Consider the following 19,661-nt stretch of genomic DNA (forward strand, 5'->3'; position numbering starts at 1 on the left):
ATCAGACCGTGTGCAGGTACCAGTTGTATTCCAGGTCGGAGATGGAGTTTTCGAACTCCGCCAACTCGCTTTCCTTACAGGCCACGAACACGTCGATGTACATCGGGTCGATGTACTTGGCCATCACTTCGCTGTCGTCCAGTACACGCAGGGCGTCCCGCAGGTTGGTGGGCAGGCTTTGTTCGTTCTGCTCGTAGGAGTTGCCTTCAACCGGCGCGCCCGGGTCGATCTTGTTGGTCAGGCCGTGGTGAATGCCCGCCAGCACCGAAGCCATCAGCAGGTAAGGGTTGGCGTCGGCGCCGGCCACCCGGTGCTCGATCCGCACCGCATCGGCAGAACCGGTGGGTACGCGCACGGCCACGGTGCGGTTGTCGATGCCCCAGGTCGGCGAGTTCGGCACGTAGAACTGCGCACCGAAGCGGCGGTACGAGTTGACGTTGGGGCACAGGAAGGCCATCTGCTGCGGCAGGGTGTCGAGCACGCCGCCGATGGCGTGACGCAGGGCTTCGTTGGTCTCTGGGTCTTCGCTGGCGAAGATGTTGTTGCCCTGTTTGTCGAGGATCGAGATGTGCACATGCAGGCCATTGCCCGCCTGGCCCGGATAAGGCTTGGCCATGAAGGTGGTGTCCATTTCATGGTCGTAGGCGATGTTCTTCACCAGGCGCTTGAGCAGTACTGCGTAGTCACAGGCCTTGATCGGGTCGCTGACGTGGTGCAGGTTGACTTCGAACTGCGCCGGGGCGCTTTCCTTGACGATGGCGTCGGCCGGAATGCCCTGCTCTTTCGCGCCTTCGAGGATGTCTTGCAGGCAGTCGACGTACTCGTCGAGGTCGTCGATCAGGTAGACCTGGGTGGAATGCGGACGCTTGCCGGAGATCGGCGAACGGGGCGACTGCGGACGGCCGTTCACGTTGTCCTGGTCGATCAGGTAGAACTCCAGCTCGAAGGCGGCGCAGATGGTCAGGCCCATCTCATCGAACTTGCTCACCACCTGGCGCAGCACTTCGCGAGGGTCGGCGAAGAACGGCTGGCCTTCGATCTCGTGCATGGTCATCAGCAGTTGCGCGGTGGGGCGCTTCTGCCAGGGCTCGACGCTCAGGGTGCCGGGGATCGGGTAGCAGATGCGGTCGGCATCACCGATGTCCAGGCCCAGGCCGGTGCTTTCCACCGTGGAACCGTTGATATCCAGGGCAAACAGCGAGGCGGGCAGGTTGATGCCCTTCTCATAGACCTTGTGCAGCGCGGTGCGCTCGATGCGCTTGCCGCGCACCACACCGTTCATGTCTGCAATCAGCAGATCGACGTAGAGAACCTCGGGGTGTTTTTTCAGGAAGGCATTGGCTTCATTGAGTTGAATGGCACGCGGGGGGACCGACATGATGCACCTATTGTGTTAATTATTATGTTCACTGCTGTGACACGCCAGCAGTCAACCCGAAAGAAAAACCGGAGTCAATAGCCAACAGCAGCCACCATTCGTCAATTATTTTGCCTCACCAAAGGTCGATACGCCGCGCAATCCGCGCCGCCTGCGGGTTTCAAGCAGATAATGTTTAGAATTTTTTACATGGAAGTTGTTAATTAAAATCAACGAGGATAAGCTCTGGAAAAACTCGTTCCAGCGTGAATTTCGAGGTGATAAAAATGGCATTCAAGCCATTGATCGGCGTTACTGCGTGCGTCAAAGAGATCGGCCTGCACCCCTACCACGTCAGCGGCGACAAGTACTTGCGTGCTGTCAGCGTCGCGGCCGAGGGCCTGCCCCTGATCATTCCTTCCCTGGCGGATCTGATCGACATCGACGATCTGCTGCGGCAAGTGGATGGGCTGCTGTTTACCGGCTCGCCATCCAATGTCGAACCCTTCCATTACCAGGGCACTCCCAGCGAGCCGGGCACCGCCCACGACCCGCAGCGCGATGCCACCACCCTGCCCCTGCTGCGCGCGGCGATTGCCGCCGGCGTGCCGGTGCTCGGCATCTGCCGCGGCTTCCAGGAAATGAACGTGGCCTTCGGCGGCAGCCTGCACCAGAAGGTGCATGAACTGCCGGGCTACATGGACCACCGCGAAGCCGACGATCCGCGCATCGAAGTGCAGTACGCCCCGGCGCACCCGGTGGCGATCCAGCCCGGCGGTGTGTTCGAGGCCATGGGCCTGGGCGGCGAGATCCAGGTCAACTCGATCCACAGCCAGGGCGTCGACCGCCTGGCCCCCGGCCTGCGGGTCGAGGCCGTGGCCCCGGACGGCCTGATCGAGGCGGTGTCGGTGGAACACAGCAAGGCCTTCGCCTTCGGCGTGCAGTGGCACCCGGAATGGCAGGTGCTGTCGAACCCGGCCTACCTGCGGATCTTCCAGGCCTTTGGCGACGCCTGCCGGCAACGGGCCGCACAACGGCGCTGAACCACCGGCCGCGGCCACAACCCAGACGATTCATCACGCCCTGCCCCGCGGCGAGCGCGCCTGTGCGCGCCCGTCGTCCAGCGTGAGCAACACACGGCAAGACCACAACAACAAATAGCGTCAGGCCGCCAGGGAGGCAGCGCCGAATCAGCCCGCACCCCCTGCGGGCTGGCAATCAACCTTTAGGCCCGGCCGAATTGATCGGGCTGCTGACACCTGTTGGGAGTTTCACATGGCAAACGCCTCCAGCACTTACCGCAAGGCCCTCGAAGGCACTCCGAGCCCGCAGAAGGTCCTGGTCAAGATCGACCGCGTGACCAAGAAGTTCGATGAAACCGTGGCCGTGGACGATGTGTCCCTGGAGATCCACCAAGGCGAGATCTTTGCCCTGCTGGGCGGTTCCGGCTCCGGCAAATCCACCCTGCTGCGCATGCTCGCCGGCTTCGAACGCCCCACCGAAGGCCGCATCCTGCTGGATGGCGTGGACATCACCGACATGCCGCCCTACGAGCGGCCGATCAACATGATGTTCCAGTCCTACGCCCTGTTCCCCCACATGACCGTGGCCCAGAACATCGCCTTCGGCCTCAAGCAGGACCGCCTGCCGGCCAGCGAGATCGACGCCCGGGTCGAGGAAATGCTCAAGCTGGTGCACATGACCCAGTACGCCAAGCGCAAGCCGCACCAGCTCTCCGGTGGCCAGCGCCAGCGCGTGGCCCTGGCCCGCTCCCTGGCCAAGCGCCCCAAGCTGCTCTTGCTGGACGAACCCATGGGCGCCCTGGACAAGAAGCTGCGCTCGCAGATGCAACTGGAACTGGTGGAGATCATCGAGCGCGTGGGCGTGACCTGCGTGATGGTGACCCACGACCAGGAAGAGGCCATGACCATGGCCCAGCGCATCGCCATCATGCACCTGGGCTGGATCGCCCAGACCGGCAGCCCGGTGGACATCTACGAAGCGCCGGTGAGCCGCCTGGTGTGCGAATTCATCGGCAACGTCAACGCCTTCGACGGCACCGTTACCGAAGACCTGGAAGGCTACGCCATCATCGACTGCGCGGACCTCGAGCAGCAGATCTACGTCGGCCACGGGGTCAGCACCTCGGTGCAGGACAAGTCGGTGACCTACGCCATCCGCCCGGAAAAGATGCTGGTCACCACCCTCAAGCCCGATGCCCGCTACAACTGGTCCAAGGGCAAGGTGCATGACATCGCCTACCTGGGCGGCCACTCGGTGTTCTACGTCGAGCTGCCTGGCGGCAAGATTGTCCAGTCGTTCATGGCCAACGCCGAGCGCCGTGGCGCGCGGCCAACCTGGGATGACGAAGTCTACGTCTGGTGGGAAGACGACAGCGGCGTGGTACTGCGAGCATGAGTACATCGACCATGAGCACTTTCAATCAGAAGCTGTTCCGTATGCTGCCCAGCGGTCGCAAGCTGGTGATCGGCATTCCTTTCCTCTGGCTGTTCCTGTTCTTCATGCTGCCGTTCTTCCTGGTGATGAAGATCAGCTTCTCGGAAGCGGCCCTGGCGATTCCGCCCTACTCGGAGATCTACAGCTACGCCGAACAGAAATTCCAGCTGCTGCTGAACCTCGGCAACTACGCCATGCTGGCCGGCGACGAGCTGTATTTCTCGGCCTACCTGGGTTCGCTGAAGGTGGCGCTGCTGAGCACCCTGATGTGCCTGGTGGTGGGTTTCCCCATGGCCTATGCCATCTCCAAGGCCAGCAAGGAGGCGCAGAACGTCTTGCTGCTGCTGATCATGATGCCGACCTGGACCGCGATCCTGATCCGCGTCTACGCCTGGATGGGCATCCTCAGCAACAACGGCCTGCTCAACAGTTTCCTGATGTGGACCGGGCTGATCAGCCAGCCGCTGGAAATCCTCAACACCAACACCGCCGTCTATATCGGCGTGGTCTACGCCTACCTGCCGTTCATGGTGCTGCCGCTGTACGCCAACCTGGTCAAGCATGACCAGAGCCTGCTGGAAGCCGCGTCGGACCTGGGTTCGAGCAACTTCAACAACTTCTGGAAGATCACCGTGCCCCTGGCCAAGAACGGCATCATTGCCGGCTGCATGCTGGTGTTCATTCCGGTGGTGGGCGAGTTCGTGATTCCGGAACTCTTGGGCGGCCCGGAAACCCTGATGATCGGTCGCGTACTGTGGCAGGAATTCTTCAACAACCGTGACTGGCCGGTGGCCTCCGCCCTGGCGGTGGTGATGCTGGCGATCCTGATTATCCCGATCTTGCTGTTCAACCGCAGCCAGGCCAAAGAGATGGAGGCACGGGCATGAAACGCTTCGAATTTTCCAAACTGATGCTGGTGCTGGGCCTGCTGTTCATCTACCTGCCGATGCTGATCCTGGTGATCTACTCGTTCAACGCCTCCAAGCTGGTGACAGTGTGGGGCGGCTGGTCGATCAAGTGGTACGTCGGCCTGCTGGACAACCAGCAACTGATGGGCTCGGTAATGCGCTCCCTGGAGATCGCCTGCTACACCGCCATTGCCGCGGTGGCCCTGGGCACCCTGGCGGCCTTCGTGCTGACCCGGGTCACCCGTTTCAAGGGCCGCACGCTGTTCGGCGGCCTGGTCACCGCGCCGCTGGTGATGCCGGAAGTGATCACCGGCCTGTCCTTGCTGCTGCTGTTCGTGGCCATGGCGCAATTGATCGGCTGGCCCATGGAGCGCGGCATCGTCACCATCTGGATCGCCCACACCACATTCTGCGCAGCCTATGTAGCCGTGGTAGTCTCCGCGCGCCTGCGGGAGCTGGACCTGTCCATCGAAGAAGCGGCCATGGACCTGGGAGCGCGACCGTTCAAGGTGTTCTTCCTGATCACCATCCCGATGATCGCGCCGTCACTGGCGGCCGGCGGCATGATGTCCTTTGCCCTGTCCCTGGATGACCTGGTGCTGGCGAGCTTCGTCTCCGGACCGGGTTCCACCACCTTGCCGATGGAAGTGTTCTCGGCGGTGCGCCTGGGGGTCAAGCCCGAGATCAACGCCGTGGCCAGCCTGATTCTGCTGGCGGTGTCCCTGGTGACATTCCTGGTCTGGTACTTTGGCCGCCGCGCCGAGGCCGCCCGCAAGCGGGCGATCCAGGAGGCCATGGACTTCACCGCCAACGAATCCTGGCAGCCACCGGCAGCGAAAAAACCTGCGGTACGAACACCTGCGACGGCCTAACCGCCTCTTCGCCAGCAAGCTGGCTCCTACGGATAACCCAAACCTGTAGGAGCCAGCTTGCTGGCGAAAAAGGCTCACCCCGAACCCCCGAGTTGCACACGCAGCAATCTGCACAATAAGAAATGGAGTTGTAGTGATGAAAATGCTTGGCAGGACTCTGCTCTCACTGTCCTTGATGGGCGCAATGGTTACCGGCGCTCAAGCCAACGACAAAGTGCTGCGCGTCTACAACTGGTCGGACTACATCGCCCCGGACACCCTGAAGAAGTTCGAGGCCGAGACGGGTATCCACGTCACCTACGACGTCTTCGACAGCAACGAAACCCTGGAAGCGCGCCTGCTCACCGGCAAGTCCGGCTACGACATCGTGGTGCCGTCCAACAGCTTCCTGGCCAAGCAGATCAAGGCCGGGGTCTACCAGGAACTGGACAAGTCCCGCTTGCCCAACTGGAAGAACCTCAACCCGGTGCTGCTGAAAAACGCCTCCGCCAGCGACCCGGACAACGCCCATGCCTTTCCCTACATGTGGGGTTCGATCGGCATCGGCTACAACCCGGACAAGGTCAAGGCGGCCCTGGGCACTGATGCCCCGACCAACTCCTGGGACCTGCTGTTCAAGCCGGAGAACGCCGAGAAGCTCAAGGCCTGCGGCATCAGCTTCCTCGACTCGCCCACCGAGATGCTCCCCGCCGCCCTGCACTACCTGGGCTACCCGGTGACCAGCAAGGACAAAGCGCAGATCCTCGAAGCCGAAGCCCTGTTCATGAAGATCCGTCCTTCGGTGACCTACTTCCACTCCTCCAAATACATCTCGGACCTGGCCAACGGCAACATCTGCGTGGCCGTGGGTTATTCCGGCGACGTGCTGCAGGCCCGTTCCCGCGCCGAAGAGGCCGGCAACAAGGAGAAGGTCGCGTTCAGCATTCCCAAGGAAGGCGCCGGCAGCTTCTACGACATGATGGCCATCCCCAAGGACGCCACCAACGTCGACAACGCCTACCTGTTCATGAATTTCCTGATGCGCGCGGACATCATCGCCGAGGTCACCAACAGCCTGGGCTACAGCAACGCCAACGCGGCGGCCACGCCGCTGGTGGACGAAGCGATCCGCAACGACCCGGCGTCCTACCCGCCCCAGGCCGTACTGGCCACCCTCTACGCAGTACCGGACCAGCCGATCGCCATCCAGCGCGTGATGAACCGCGGCTGGACCAGGATCAAGCTGGGCAAATGACTCAAGCTGCCCGCCGCTGGCGGGCACCGCTCGCCTTTTTCCGTTCACGTCGCGCCTTACCACCGCGACACTCCTGCGAACGGCTTCACCCGGCTCCCTCGGTTGGGGTGAATCCTTGGCGCCTTCGGGCGCCTTTTTTGCGTTCCCTGCAGCCGCTGGCGCAGGCGCGAATGGCTGGAGCGACATAGGCGATCCCGGCAACAGAGAGTCCTGCGGCCCCTTTCGCAGCCTCGCTAACGCTCGGCAGCGGCTACAGCTGGCAGACAGCCATTACTTTGGCTAGATTCAGCCGACACGGCTCCCCTCCCACTTCGTTCAATGACCGGCATAGGTCCTTCGACATGCATGCAACCTTACGTGCGCTCTTGCTGGCTTCTGCCTTGTTACCGCTGTACGCCAGCGCCGCACCACCGGTGCTGGCGCTGGTGGCCCTGCCCTCTACGGCCAAGCCGGCGCCGGGCAGCGAACACTCCATCGGCAACATGCCGCTGGCGACCTCGCAACAGGGCCTGGGCCTGTGCTTCAGCCACAGCGCGGCGGCGGTATTCAACTACTACCAGTGCCAGGCGGCCAAGGAAGACTGCACCCGCATCGACAAGAACCAGCTGGCGGCGCCCCTGGACATGGCGCGCTTTGGCCGCAAACCCACGGGCGAGGTAGACAGCGTCGCCTCCTACGAGGACATCGACGAGGGCGGTGACCCGCTCTACACCCTGGAAACCGCGGCCCTGATGGTGGGCTCCGTGGTGTCCCAGGCGTGCTTTTCCGAAGAGAAACTGTTCAAGGACAAGTTCGTGCCCAGCGGCGCCATCAGCGCCGAGGACGTCAAGGCCCAGCGCGCTGTACTCAAAGCGCTGGAGGACTTCTATCAGCAGAACCGGCTCAAGGCCCCCTGTGCCGAGTGTGTCGCCAGCGCGACGCAGGTGGCCGAACTCCAGGCCATCTACGCCACCACCCGCGATCCCCGGGGCATCGCCCAGGCCCTGGGCAAGCCGCACTTCGGCGGTTTTTTCTCGGCCATCATCATCCCCCCCGAATGCCGGCGCCTGAGCCGCCGGGCACTCTTCGAACTCCAGGACAAGCTGCAGATCCGCGCCCTGCCGGAAACGGCCGCGCAGAACAACTTCGCCGGCCTGTACCCGGCGCTGAAACAGGCAATCAATACCGACAACCCGGTGATCATTGCCAACGTCTGCCTGTATCGCGGCGCCAAGCAGAAAAAATGCCCCGAGCAGTACCGGCACAGCCTGGTGGCCTACGCACATGCCCGTCTGTGTACGCCCCAGGGCCAGTGCCAGGAAGGGCTCAAGGTGCTCAACAGCTGGGGCGAGCAATGGCAGAACCACGAGGGCCAGCAATGGTTCGATGCCCGGCGCCTGCTGGACAGCACCGGCTATGGCAAGCAGAGCATTGGCTGGCTGGAACACAGGAGCGCGGACCAGGACTGAGCAGCCCGGCGGGTCCCGAGGGTTCCTGCTCGCACCGGCCCCCTTCGGGCTGATAGCAGCCGAATCCCGGCGCGGCCATTGCCCAGCGGCAACTGGCCGCTACACAACAGCAGGTTCCTCGCCTCAGGAAGTGGTATTTTTTGCGACTTCTGGCGTGACTGATCGGCATGAAGCCACGGCCGCCAACTTTCAGGGAGCTGCACCGATGAAGTCTGCCGTACACCCTTGCCCGTTGCCCCATGACTCCAGCATCGCGGCCCTGGCCCCGGGTGCCACCTTCATCGACTGCCGCCGCACCCTGGCCGAGGACCCCGAACGCAGCGCCATGCGTCACCTGCTGTGCCTGATGAGCCAGACCCCGGCCTGGATCGACCGCCTGATGGGCCTGCGCAACCGCGTGGTGCAGCTGTTCGGCCTCAAGGACCTGGGGCGCCTGACCCGCATCGACCTGTCGCGCCCCGACGAGGATTACCAGCCCGGCGACCGGGTGGGTATCTTCACCCTGATTTCCCAGAGCCCCGACGAGGTGCTGGTGGTGGACCGCGACAAGCACCTGGACGTGCACCTGTCGCTCAACCGCCTGCCGCTGGACGCCGAGGGCCGGCGCCCGGTGGTGCTGTCCACCGTGGTCCACCCGCACAACCGCCTGGGGCGCCTGTACATGCTGCCGGTGGCGCCGTTCCACCGGATCATCGCGCCCATGACCCTGGCCACTATCAATAACTGCTGAGCCTTCTATCCCAAGGATCTTGCCGTGCACACACCGGATTTCGATGTTGTAGTCGTAGGCCTGGGCGCCATGGGCGCCGCCACCCTCTATCAACTGGCCAAGCGCGGGGTAAGGGTGGCGGGCATCGACCGCTTCGCCCCGCCCCACGACCTGGGTTCCAGCCACGGCGACACCCGCATCACCCGCCAGGCGGTGGGCGAAGGGGCGGCCTATGTGCCCCTGGCGATCCGTTCGCAGCAGATCTGGCGCGAACTGGAGGCGGAGCTGGATGTGCAGTTGTTCGAGCAATGCGGGGTGCTGGTGATGACCGCCAGCACCGACCCGCAGCGCCCGGCAGAGGCCCGGGACTTCACCGACAACAGCATCGAGCTGGCCCGGCGCTATGGCATCGAGCACCAGGAGCTGGACGCCGCCGAGATCCGCCGGCGCTTCCCGCAGTTCGCCCCGCTGGATGACAGCGCCCGGGGCTACTTCGAACCCGGCGGCGGCTTTGTCCGCCCGGAACGCTGCATCGATGCGCAACTGACCCGGGCCCGGCAACTGGGGGCAACCCTGATCACCGGCCAGACAGTGCTGGAGCTGGACGCCCAGGATGACGGGGTGCACATCATCAGCGACGGCTCGCGGCTGTTTGCCCGACAGGTCATCGTCAGCGCCGGCATGTGGTCGGCGCAGTTGCTGGGGGCGCCCTTCGATTCGCTGTTGCAGGTGTGCCGCCAGCAGCTGTACTGGTTCCGTCTGGATGAGCCCGAGCGCTACCCGGCCCGCTCCCCGAGCTTCATTCTCCACAGCGCCGATGACGTGGACGCCTGCTACGGCTTCCCGCCGATTCCCGGCGAAGGCAGCGTGAAGATCGCCACCGAGCAGTACAGCGCCAGCAGCCAGCCGGGCAGCCTCGACCGCCAGCCCAGCAGCGCCGACGCCCAGCGCCTGTTCCACAAGCTGATCGCACCCCATATCGCCGGGTTGGCCCCCGAGTTGGTGAAGGCCAGTGTCTGTGCCTACACCGTGACCCCGGATTCGGGGTTCATCATCGACCGCCACCCGCGCCTGGCCAATGTCACCGTGGTCAGCGCCTGTTCCGGCCATGGCTTCAAGCATTCGGCGGCGATTGGCGAAGCCCTGGCCGAGCAGCACGTGGACGGCTGCAGCGAAATCGACCTGGAAAGTTTCTCCCTGCACCGCTTCAACTGACGGCAACGGCCCCTTTATCGGGGCCGTGGTGAAAAAAAATCCTCGGGGTGACGTTTTTCGCCGTTTATCTGCCGTTTTCAGCCTTGCTGGTTGGCCGAGTCTCTACGATTCTTTAGAAACCCCTCAGGGCGGCGCATCGCCGCCCCACGTAGAACAACCGGAGCGCCCCATGAAGAGCGTCGCAGAACTGCTGAAACTCAAGGCCAAGCACAACCAGCAAGTGCACACCATCGCCCCGCACCAGATGGTCCTGGAGGCGCTGATGGTGATGGCCGAGAAAAACGTCGGCGCCTTGCCGGTGCTGGAGAATGGCGTGGTGGTCGGGGTCATCAGCGAGCGCGACTACGCGCGCAAGCTGGTGCTCCACGGGCGCTCCTCGGTGGGCACCCCGGTCAGCGCGATCATGAGCTCGCCGGTAATCACCGTGGACTCGCACCAGAGCGTGGACACCTGCATGAACATCATGACCGACAGCCACCTGCGCCACCTGCCGGTGGTGGAAAACGGCCAGTTGCTGGGCCTGCTGTCCATCGGCGACCTGGTCAAGGAAGCAATCGCCGAACAGGCCGACCTGATCCGCCAGCTGGAGCAGTACATCCGCGGCGAATGACCCCATGCCCTGCGCCGCCCTGGCTCACAGGGCGTCACCCGCCGTGAAGAATTGCCGCCCATCGCTCTTGAGCAGATCCAACAGGGCCTGGGCTGCGGGCGACAGGTAGCCTTCGGCGCGTACCAGCACCACGATGCTGCGGCGCATGCAGGTTTGCGCCAGGGGCACTTCCCGCAGGTGGGCGATGCCCTTGAAGTCGTCCAGGGTTTCCCGGGCCAGAAAACTCAGCAGCCCGGTCTTGGCGATCAGCCGCGGCAACAGGGAGATGGTGTTGGTCTCTATCTGCACCGAGGGCAGCGGCAGTTCATGGCTCTGGAACACGTTGTCGATCCAGCGTCGCGCCGACACCCGGGTGCCCGGCAGCACCCAGCGGTAGGCGCACAAGTCGCGCAGGCGCATGGGCGTGGCGAATATCGGGTGGTCGCGGCTGGCCACCACCACCGCCCGGTCTTCGAACAGGGTGTGGTGGCTCAGGTGCGGGTCGCCTTCGAACATCGGGCAGATGACCATGTCCAGGCGCCCGGAGCGCAGGGACTCGCGCAACAGGTCGTCCTGGCCGATCACCAGGTTCAAGGTGATGTCCGGGGCCCGCTCCAGCAAGGTGGCGGTCATCTGCGGCAGCAGGTGTTCGGCCATGCTGGCGGCGCAGCCCAGGCGGATGTTGCCGAGCACGCCGCTGGCGAAGTCCCGCACCTCGCGGTGGGTCTCGGCGATGTTCTGCTGCAGTTGCCGGCTGCGCCGCTGCAGCAACTCACCCACGGCGGTGAGCTTGATGCCGCGGCCTTCACGCTCGAACAGCTTGGTGCCGAAGGACTCCTCCAGGCGCTGGATGCTCTTGGTCAGCGCCGGCTGGCTGCGGTTGAGCTTCTGCGCCGCCCGGCCCAGGTGGCCGAGCTCGGCGATGGTGTCGAAATAGGTCAGGTCGCGCAGGTCCATGATCGATCAACAATAGTTATGAGTTGATCACAATTAGAAACTGGACTTGATCAATCGCGCTATCAATAATTTGCTCCGGCGCAGGTTTTACCGCTCCCGCAACAGGAGTGGCCAGCGTCTTGGAGAGTCGTCCCTTGTCGCCATCGCTTCGTCTATCCCTGAATACCTGGCCCCAGGCGCTGCAATGGCCGGCCTGGCTGTTGCTGGCCGGCATCAGCGGCCAGTTGCTCAAGTACCTGGAGATTCCCGCCGGGCAGTTTCTCGGGCCGATGCTCACGGCGATCCTGTTTGGCGTGTGCGGTGCCAGCATCCGCGTGCCGCGCCTGGCGTTTCGCCTGGGCCAGGGCTCGGTGGGTATGCTCGCCGCCCACTCCATGACCCTCGCCGTGCTCACGGCCATGCTCCAGTCCTGGCACGTGATGCTGGTGGCCACCCTGCTCACCGTCAGCCTCAGCGCCCTGGTGGGCCTGGTGCTGGTGCGCTTCGGCGCGATTGCCGCCAGCACCGCGGCCTGGGGCACGGCGCCCGGTGCGGCCTCGGCCATGGTGTCGATGGCCGACGAGTTCGGCGCCGACTCACGGGTGGTGGCCACCATGCAGTACGTGCGGGTGGTGTGCGTGGTGATGGTCGGGGCCCTGGTCAGCCACTGGATCGGCGCTCCGGCCAGCGGCAGCGAGGCCCACGCCAGCCAGATGGCCCTGCACGGCATGAGCCTGCCGAATGTTGGCCTGAGCATCGTGGCGATCGTCTGCGGTGTGCTCCTGGGTTCGTGGGTGCCTGCCGGGGCCCTGCTGGTGCCGCTGCTGCTGGGCGGCGCGCTGCAGGTCAGCGGGCTGTTGCAGATCAGCCTGCCGTCCTGGCTGCTGGCCTGCGCCTACGGCGCCATCGGCGGCTATATCGGCCTGCGCTTCGACCGCCCGACCCTGAGCTATGTGTTCGGCCACCTGCCGGCGATGATCGGCGGCGCCCTGCTGCTGATCGCCCTCTGTGCCCTCTCTGCCTGGGGGCTGGCCCTGTGGATGGGCAAGGACTTTCTCTCGGTCTACCTGGCCACCAGCCCCGGCGGCCTGGACGCCATGGCGATCATCGCGGTGGACACCCATTCGGATGTCGGCCTGGTGCTGGCGATGCAGACCCTGCGCCTGTTCGCGGTGATTGTCAGCGGCGCGTTTTTCGCCCGGCTGATCATCAAGTGGTCGCGATAGGTGCCGGAGCAAGCTCCCCTGCCCCCCTTACAGTGCTTGCCCTTGATTGATCGGCATCAGCACCCAAGGCACATTTTTTTAACAACCTGAAATAGTAAATCCAAGCGGTGTGAAACCTGCCCCTGCTCGCCGCCAGCCTTCCAGGCTGGGGCTTTGCACGGACTCCACAGCCTCTTGGGGGCGATTCGCAAAGCCTGACCCCAGGTCTTTCCTTGACGATTAAGAAACGTCTTGCCGTCAGCTCTTGTTAAGATCGCGCACATTTGCGTGAAGATTTGATGACAGGCAGGTTATTTGTGAAGTTGATCCGTCGTTGCCTACAACACCCTCTTGCACCCCTGTGCGCCCTGTTCGGCCTGCTGTTGCTGCTGCCCATGGGCGCGCGCCTGGCCCTGGGCTGGTCCAACCCGCTGGGCTATCTGTCGGACCTGGCCAGCGCCAGCCTGCTGACCGTACTCCTGTACCGCCGGCCCTGGTGGCTGGCGCTGCCGGTTCTGCTGGTCTGGGCCCTGCTGACCCTGGTCAGCGCCGAGCTGGTAAGCGCCGTGGGGCGCATGCCCAACCTCGCCGACCTGCACTACCTGGTGGATCCGCAGTTTGTCGGCAACTCCACCGGCGGCGGCCTGACCCACCCGGACCTGGGCCTGGCGCTGTTGCTGGGGCTGGTGCTGTGGCTGGTGGTCCAGCGCGCCCACCGCGGGGTGCGCCCCCCGGCACTGCCGCGCCATAGCTGGAGCCTGCCGGTGCTGTTGCTGGTGGCCCACGGCGGCATCCAGTACCTCAAGCCCAGCGAAGCCGACCAGTGGCAACTGTTCAACCTGCCCCACCAGGCCCTGGCCACCGCCACCGGCCAGGCGCAGATGCAGGTGGAGGACTGGCTGCAAGGCGACGTCGCCGATGTCCCACCGCCCATGGCCGGGCTCACCCGCCTGGACCTGGAAGGCCAGCCGCTGCTGCCCAGCGCAGGCCGCGCGCGCAACGTGCTGCTGATCACCCTCGAAGGCATTCCCGGTGCCTATATCCGCACCAACCGCGAAGCCCTGAACAGCCGCTACCAGGAAGACCTGATGCCCAAGCTCAGCGCCTGGGCCGAGCGCGGCATGAACACCCCGGACTACGTGCTGCACAGCCACCAGACCATCCGCGGCCTGTACGCCATGCTCTGCGGCGACTACGACAAGCTCGACAACGGCACCCCCAAGGGCGTCGAGATGCTCACCCAGAGCCAGCGCAACCAGGCCTGCCTGCCGGCACAGATGCACAAGTTCGGCTTCAACACCCACTACCTGCAGGGCGCCGGCCTGCGCTTCATGGCCAAGGACAAGATCATGCCGCACATCGGCTTCGATTCGACCCATGGCCTGGAGTGGTTCAAGAACGACAACTACCTGGAGTTCCCCTGGGGCAAGGACGACAAGGCCTTCTTCGAAGGCGCCCTGGGCTACGTCGACCAGCTGAAGAAGAACAAGAAGCCGTGGATGCTCACCCTGCTGACCGTCGGCACCCACCAGCCCTACTCGGCGCCCGAGGACTACCTGGAGCGCTATGAGACGCCGAAGCAGGCCGCCGTGGGCTACCTGGACGACGCCATCGACCAGTTCCTCACGGGCCTGGAGCGCAAGGGCGTGCTCAAGGACACCCTGGTGATCATTACCTCCGATGAGTCCCACGGCATCGACGGCGTGCGCCTGGCTTCGTCCTGGGGCTTCAACCTGATGCTCGCCCCGGACCAGGACCTGCTGCCCCATCTCAAGTCCGGCACCTACGGCCACGTCGACCTCAGCGCCTCGGTGCTGGACTACTTCGGCCTGCCGGTGCCCGCCAGCCTCAGCGGCCGCTCGCTGTTGCGCGACTATGCCCAGGGCCGGGAAATCATGTCCTACACCAACGGCAAGCTGCGCTACCACGATGGCCAGGGCACCTTCACCGAGTGCGACTTCCAACAGCGCTGCCGCTACTACGCCAGCCCCGGTTTCATCGCCGACAGCGCCAGCCTGCAAGGCCAGTACGGCGGCCTGCGGGCCCGGCAGATCAGCGCGCGTGCGGCGAACCTGGACCGCAGCCTGCTGCAATCGCCGCTGAACCAGCACTACCAGTTCGGCAGCCCGGCGATCATCCCGCTGCAGGCACAGATCAAGGACGACTGGGCCGACAACCTGATCGGCGCCCAGTACCTAGAAATGCCCAAGGGCTCCCAGACCCGGGTGCGCTTCACCGTGCGCTCCGCCGACCCGCAGCAAAATGCCTACATCCTGCTCAAGGGCAAGGAACTGGAACAGGACGTGCCCCTGGGCCTGCCGGAAGAAATGCTGGTCACACCCGACCAGCCGTTGCAGATGGACTTCAGCTTCGACAACCCGGAAACCCGCAAGGCCTTCTCCTTCCACCTGCTGGGCTATGGCCTGGGGGCAGTGGAAGTCAGCGACTTCAGCGTGATCACCGAGTTGCCGGGGCAGACCGAAAGCGACGACCCCGAAGAAGACAGCAACGCCCACTCCAGCTGACCCCTGCCGCACGCCGAGCCGCCCCCTTGGGGCGATGCTCGGCGCGCCCTTCTGCATGCCCCGCAAAAATATTTTCCTGTACATGAAACTTTTTTTGTACAGGAAAAGTCGGACCGTTGATGTCATTTGAACATCATTGAGCTATCACGCTGCCTCATCTAGACACAGCCCTGTGAAGCATTCAGTCAACGGTTTAGGAGCGGTCCTTCCTATGTTTTCCAATCTGAGCATTTCGCAAAAGCTCTATGCCGGTTTCGGCGTCGTCCTGCTGATCCTCCTGCTGCTGGTGCTGGCGGCCCTGCGCGGTTTCGATCAGGTCAGCAGCAGTGTCAAAAGCAACATCCACAGTTACGAAGTACTCAGCCAGTCCGACGCCCTCTTGCGCAGCCTGATCAATATCGAGACCGGCATGCGCGGTTATGCCCTGACCGGCCGCGACAGCTTCCTCGAACCTCTGGAGCAAGGCGAAAAAGCCTTTACCGACTACTACGCCCGGATCAAGAGCAGCACCGCTGACAACCCCGAACAGCAGGCGCGCCTGGAGCGACTCAAGGCCCTTCACGACCAGTGGCTGCAAGACGACGTCCAGGGCAACCTGGCCCTGCGCCGGGCGATCAATGCCGGAAGCCGGCCTGCCGAAGCCATGGCGGCGCAGATCAGCGCCGGCCGCGACAAAGCCAAGATGGACGCCATGCGCCAGCTCACCAGTGAGTTGCGCGAAGCGGAAAAAAGCCTGCAGGACGCCCGCAGCCAGGCCATGGACGCTGCCAAGTCTTCAGCCCTGGCGATCCTGATCGGCGGCGGCTTGCTGGCGGCGGTGCTGGCCATGCTCGTTGCCTGGTCGCTGTCCAGCAATCTGGTGGGCCGTATCCGCCAGGCCGTGGAGGTGGCCAAGGCCATCGCCGCCGGCCGTCTCGACAGCAGCATCAGCGTCACCGGCCGTGATGAGGTGAGCAATCTGCTGCAAGCCTTCGCCGCCATGCAGGAGCGCCTGCGGACCATGATCAGTCAGATCAAACTGGGGGCCGACCAGTTGGTCAGCGCCTCCCAGAGCATTTCCAGCGCCTCGTTGCAGCTTTCGGCCTCGGCCCAGGAACAGTCCCACTCGGCCTCCTCCATGGCCGCCACGGTGGAAGAGCTGACCGTGAGCATCAACCATGTGGCAGACAACGCCGGGGATGCCCACGCCCTGTCCAGCGAGTCCGGGCGCCAGTCCGAGGAAGGCGGCAGCGTGATCCAGGACACCCTGGGCAGCATGCGCCTGATCGCCGAGACCGTGCAGGCTTCGGCCACTCAGATCGGCGAACTGGGTCAGCACGCCGAGCAGATCTCCAGCATTGTCAGCGTGATCAAGGGCATTGCCGAACAGACCAACCTGCTGGCCCTCAACGCGGCCATCGAAGCTGCCCGGGCCGGCGAGCAGGGCCGTGGTTTTGCCGTGGTCGCCGATGAAGTGCGCCTGCTGGCCCAGCGCACGGCCAATTCGACCCAGGAGATCACCGAGATGGTCGACAAGATCCAACTGGGCACCCGAGAAGCGGTGAGCAGCATGGACGTCGGGGTCAATCAGGTGAAAAGCGGCGTCGAACTGGCCCAGCAGGCCGGCGAGGCCATCGTCAACATCCGCACCTCGTCCGGCAATGTGGTGCGGGTGGTGGACCAGATCTCCCTGGCCCTGCGGGAACAGACTGCCGCCAGCCAGGATGTGGCGCGCAACGTCGAACGCATCGCCCAGATGTCCCAGCAGAACAGCCAGGCCGTGGAAGAAACCACCGAGACGGCCCGCTCCCTGCAACAACTGGCGCAGAACCTGGAGCAGCAGGTGAACGTGTTCAGGCTCTAGGGCTGGCGTCAGCACTGCCCGGCTGAAGGCGCCGTGCACGCACCAGCATCAGGCTCAGCCCCGCCCCCAGCAGCAAGACCGTGATCAGCATCAGCCAGGCGTTGGCAAAACCCGCCGCGCCTTGTTGCACGGCACCGAACAGCACCGGCCCGAGGGCGAACCCGGCGAAGAAGCCTGCCGAGAGCAGGCCCGAGGCCGCGGCCGGGCCGCCAAAGGCCGGATCGCGCAGCAGCATGCTCATGGCGATGGCATTGGTGGCCACCGCCGTGAGGCCCATGCCCAGGGCGCCGAACCACAAGGGCCAGTGCGCCTGGGCCGTGGCCTGGGCGGTCACCGCCAGGGCCAGGCTGGCCAGGAGCAATAACGTCAGCAGCAGCCAGGATTCCTCGGCCATACGTGCCGCCAATGGCGTCAACAAGGTCCGGGCCAGGATGCCCATGACCCCGAACCCGGCGACCATGGCTCCGGTCTCGCCGACCGCCATCCCTTGGCGAGCCGCGAATACCCCAAGAAAGGTCACGAAGGACGAAAGCACCAGGCCGACACACAACTGCACGCTCAGCAGCAGCGTCAGCCGTGAATTCGGCCGGGGAATCTTCAAGCTCATGGTCTTGCCCGCTGCGCTGCCCGGCGCCACCTTTGGCCCCCACAGGGCCAGCAGCAAGGTCGGCAGGAGCAGGCAGGCCAGAGCCGCGCGCCAACCCAGAGACCCGGCCAGAGGCGGCAGCAACAGGCCGGCGATCAGCGCGGACAGCTGCACCCCAGACTGTTTCAGCCCCACCACCGCGGCCTTGCTACGAGCCTCGACACACTCGGCCACCAGCAGATTGGTCACCGGGTTTGCCAGGGCCTGAGCCACTCCGCAGATCGCCAGGGCCAGCAGCACCCCGGCAAATCCCGGCAGGCTGACCAGCAGGCCATACCCCGCCAGGGTCGCCCAGAACAGCAAGGCCAGGGCCCGCCGAGTGCCGAGCCGGTTCACCAGCGGCCCCGCCCACAGGGACAGCAATGCCGCCAGGCCAAAAGCGCTCATCACCAGCCAGCCCAGCCAGTGGGGCGCCACCCCAAGATCAGCGATCAGCAAGGGCCCGAGGGTGCCGATGGCGTAGAAGATCAGCATCGGCAGGCCCATGGCACACACCAGCACCGTGCGCAGCCAGAGCCCCCGGGGACCGGCGGTTTTCAAGTTCTGCGGGTTCATTGCTTACTCCTTTGCAGGTGGGGCACCGCAAGATTGCGAGGCTCGCCCCTGCTTGGGAAACAGCTTACTTTTTAGCGAGAATGCTTATCATGCGTGTTCATATGGGAAACGGATCCATTCCCATGGCAAACGCAGAACATCCATTGCAGGAGCGCGAACATGGCCGTTGCACCCGGCTCTTCCCAGTCCTATCGCTTGCCGTGCCACGCACCACGCGAGCACAGCCAGGCCCCGGGCGGCGGGTCACGCCAGCAGTTGCCCGAGATTCTGGGCGATTGCCATTTCGAGAGCCTGCCCTTGGCTCAGGGCCTGACCCTGGTGCGCTCGCGCTATCACCCCAATCGCCCCTTGATCGAGGAGGCCAGCAGTTGCCACGCAGGCCGCTTGCTGGTGATCACCTGCGCCCTGCAAGGTACTTCGGGCTACCTGGATGCCAAGGGTTCGAGCCTGGCGTTTCGCGCCGGACACACCACCGTCACCGCCTTCCAGGCCAGCCGAGGCGAACGCCGTTATGGCGCCAATGAAACGGTGGCGCAACTGCGCCTGCTGGTGGGCGAAGCCCTGCTCCAGCAGTACCTGGGCCCCGCCCGGGCTCACCAGTTGCTGGGCCAGGACGCCTTGCAGCTGTTGGCCTGCGGGCCCACTTCCCGGGCCAGTGCCGGCCATCTCAGTGCACTGGCCCAACCCTTGGGCCTGCAGCAGCCACCGACGCTGGAGCTGCATATCCACGCCCTGAGCCTGCTGTCCTTGCAATTGCAGGCCCTGGCACCCGCCCCTCTCGTCCCGGGCCGGCACCTGAAGGCCGCCGATCTTGAACGGCTGCAGCGGGTGCGCGACCTGATGTTCGAGCAGATGCACCAGCCCTTGAGCGTGGCCTACCTGTGCGCCGCTGTGGGTCTCAACGAGTTCAAGCTCAAGCAGGGCCTGCGCGAGCACTACAACACCACACCGCAGCGCATGCTCCTGGAAATCCGCATGGGTCATGCCCACCGCCTGCTGGAGGGCGGGTGCCAGGTGGCCCAGGCGGCCTATCAGGTGGGCTACCGCTTTCCCGGCAATTTCAGTGCGGCCTTTACCCGGTTCTATGGCAAGCCACCCAAGTCGGTGTTCGGCCCCCGGCGCTGAACCTTGGGTAAAACACTGGCGCCGCGAGGGCTTTGCG

The 19,661-nt window shown here is 64.5% G+C and carries 16 protein-coding genes; 13 read left to right on the forward strand and 3 right to left on the reverse strand.

Annotation, left to right across the window (positions count from 1 at the left end; all coding sequences use genetic code 11):
- Nucleotide 1: 1 nt before the first annotated feature.
- A complete protein-coding gene (locus M2395_RS09285; RefSeq protein ID WP_011060639.1) occupies nucleotides 2-1,378 on the reverse strand; it encodes a glutamine synthetase family protein in 1,377 nt (458 codons plus the stop codon).
- A 266-nt stretch (nucleotides 1,379-1,644) separates the two neighbouring features.
- Between M2395_RS09285 and M2395_RS09290 the strand changes: the two genes are divergently transcribed.
- The 9 genes from M2395_RS09290 to M2395_RS09330 all read left to right on the forward strand — a co-directional run bounded on the left by M2395_RS09290 (nucleotide 1,645) and on the right by M2395_RS09330 (nucleotide 10,810).
- Nucleotides 1,645-2,400: a gamma-glutamyl-gamma-aminobutyrate hydrolase family protein gene (locus M2395_RS09290; protein ID WP_123431028.1), complete on the forward strand. Its 756-nt coding sequence runs from the start codon at nucleotides 1,645-1,647 to the stop codon at nucleotides 2,398-2,400.
- Between the two features lie 232 nt (nucleotides 2,401-2,632).
- Nucleotides 2,633-3,775 carry an ABC transporter ATP-binding protein gene (locus M2395_RS09295; protein WP_123431029.1) on the forward strand — a complete coding sequence of 381 codons (1,143 nt, stop codon included), beginning with the start codon at nucleotides 2,633-2,635 and terminating at the stop codon, nucleotides 3,773-3,775.
- Nucleotides 3,776-3,819: 44 nt separating this feature from the next.
- Nucleotides 3,820-4,701, forward strand: a complete 882-nt coding sequence (locus M2395_RS09300) for an ABC transporter permease subunit (protein WP_162865010.1) — start codon at nucleotides 3,820-3,822, stop codon at nucleotides 4,699-4,701.
- A complete protein-coding gene (locus tag M2395_RS09305; protein WP_011060635.1) occupies nucleotides 4,698-5,594 on the forward strand; it encodes an ABC transporter permease subunit in 897 nt (298 codons plus the stop codon). The genes M2395_RS09300 and M2395_RS09305 overlap by 4 nt, the downstream gene beginning before the upstream one ends.
- Before the next feature lie 136 nt (nucleotides 5,595-5,730).
- Nucleotides 5,731-6,828, forward strand: coding sequence for a polyamine ABC transporter substrate-binding protein (locus tag M2395_RS09310; protein ID WP_123431030.1), 1,098 nt, complete (start codon nucleotides 5,731-5,733; stop codon nucleotides 6,826-6,828).
- Nucleotides 6,829-7,169: 341 nt separating this feature from the next.
- Nucleotides 7,170-8,276 (forward strand): hypothetical protein, encoded by a 1,107-nt coding sequence (locus M2395_RS09315; protein WP_233447082.1) that lies wholly within the window; start codon nucleotides 7,170-7,172, stop codon nucleotides 8,274-8,276.
- Between the two features lie 205 nt (nucleotides 8,277-8,481).
- Complete coding sequence (locus M2395_RS09320; RefSeq protein ID WP_011060632.1) at nucleotides 8,482-9,006, forward strand: DUF2867 domain-containing protein; 525 nt, start codon at nucleotides 8,482-8,484, stop codon at nucleotides 9,004-9,006.
- Nucleotides 9,007-9,030: 24 nt separating this feature from the next.
- Entirely contained in the window at nucleotides 9,031-10,200 is a 1,170-nt protein-coding gene (gene solA / locus M2395_RS09325; protein WP_123431032.1) for an N-methyl-L-tryptophan oxidase, read from the forward strand.
- Between the two features lie 169 nt (nucleotides 10,201-10,369).
- The gene (locus M2395_RS09330; protein WP_011060630.1) at nucleotides 10,370-10,810 is read left to right on the forward strand and encodes a CBS domain-containing protein; all 441 of its coding nucleotides are present in this window, start codon (nucleotides 10,370-10,372) and stop codon (nucleotides 10,808-10,810) included.
- Nucleotides 10,811-10,834: 24 nt separating this feature from the next.
- Here M2395_RS09330 and M2395_RS09335 read toward each other — a convergent pair whose 3' ends face one another.
- Nucleotides 10,835-11,746: a LysR family transcriptional regulator gene (locus M2395_RS09335; RefSeq protein WP_011060629.1), complete on the reverse strand. Its 912-nt coding sequence runs from the start codon at nucleotides 11,744-11,746 to the stop codon at nucleotides 10,835-10,837.
- A gap of 134 nt (nucleotides 11,747-11,880) precedes the next feature.
- Here M2395_RS09335 and M2395_RS09340 point away from each other — a divergent pair, with 134 nt between their 5' ends.
- The 3 genes from M2395_RS09340 to M2395_RS09350 all read left to right on the forward strand — a co-directional run bounded on the left by M2395_RS09340 (nucleotide 11,881) and on the right by M2395_RS09350 (nucleotide 17,298).
- Nucleotides 11,881-12,951: an AbrB family transcriptional regulator gene (locus tag M2395_RS09340; protein ID WP_053157686.1), complete on the forward strand. Its 1,071-nt coding sequence runs from the start codon at nucleotides 11,881-11,883 to the stop codon at nucleotides 12,949-12,951.
- 278 nt (nucleotides 12,952-13,229) lie between these two features.
- Nucleotides 13,230-15,455, forward strand: a complete 2,226-nt coding sequence (locus M2395_RS09345) for an LTA synthase family protein (protein ID WP_123431033.1) — start codon at nucleotides 13,230-13,232, stop codon at nucleotides 15,453-15,455.
- A gap of 211 nt (nucleotides 15,456-15,666) precedes the next feature.
- Nucleotides 15,667-17,298 carry a methyl-accepting chemotaxis protein gene (locus M2395_RS09350; RefSeq protein WP_015635108.1) on the forward strand — a complete coding sequence of 544 codons (1,632 nt, stop codon included), beginning with the start codon at nucleotides 15,667-15,669 and terminating at the stop codon, nucleotides 17,296-17,298.
- On the opposite strand, the gene M2395_RS09355 is transcribed toward M2395_RS09350, so the two are convergent.
- Entirely contained in the window at nucleotides 17,288-18,499 is a 1,212-nt protein-coding gene (locus tag M2395_RS09355) for a CynX/NimT family MFS transporter (protein WP_123431034.1), read from the reverse strand. The two genes, M2395_RS09350 and M2395_RS09355, sit on opposite strands and share 11 nt — an antisense overlap.
- 159 nt (nucleotides 18,500-18,658) lie before the next feature.
- Between M2395_RS09355 and M2395_RS09360 the strand changes: the two genes are divergently transcribed.
- A complete protein-coding gene (locus M2395_RS09360; protein ID WP_123431035.1) occupies nucleotides 18,659-19,624 on the forward strand; it encodes an AraC family transcriptional regulator in 966 nt (321 codons plus the stop codon).
- Nucleotides 19,625-19,661: the final 37 nt, after the last annotated feature.

The organism is Pseudomonas sp. BIGb0176 (assembly GCF_024810175.1).
Taxonomy (GTDB): domain Bacteria; phylum Pseudomonadota; class Gammaproteobacteria; order Pseudomonadales; family Pseudomonadaceae; genus Aquipseudomonas; species Aquipseudomonas protegens.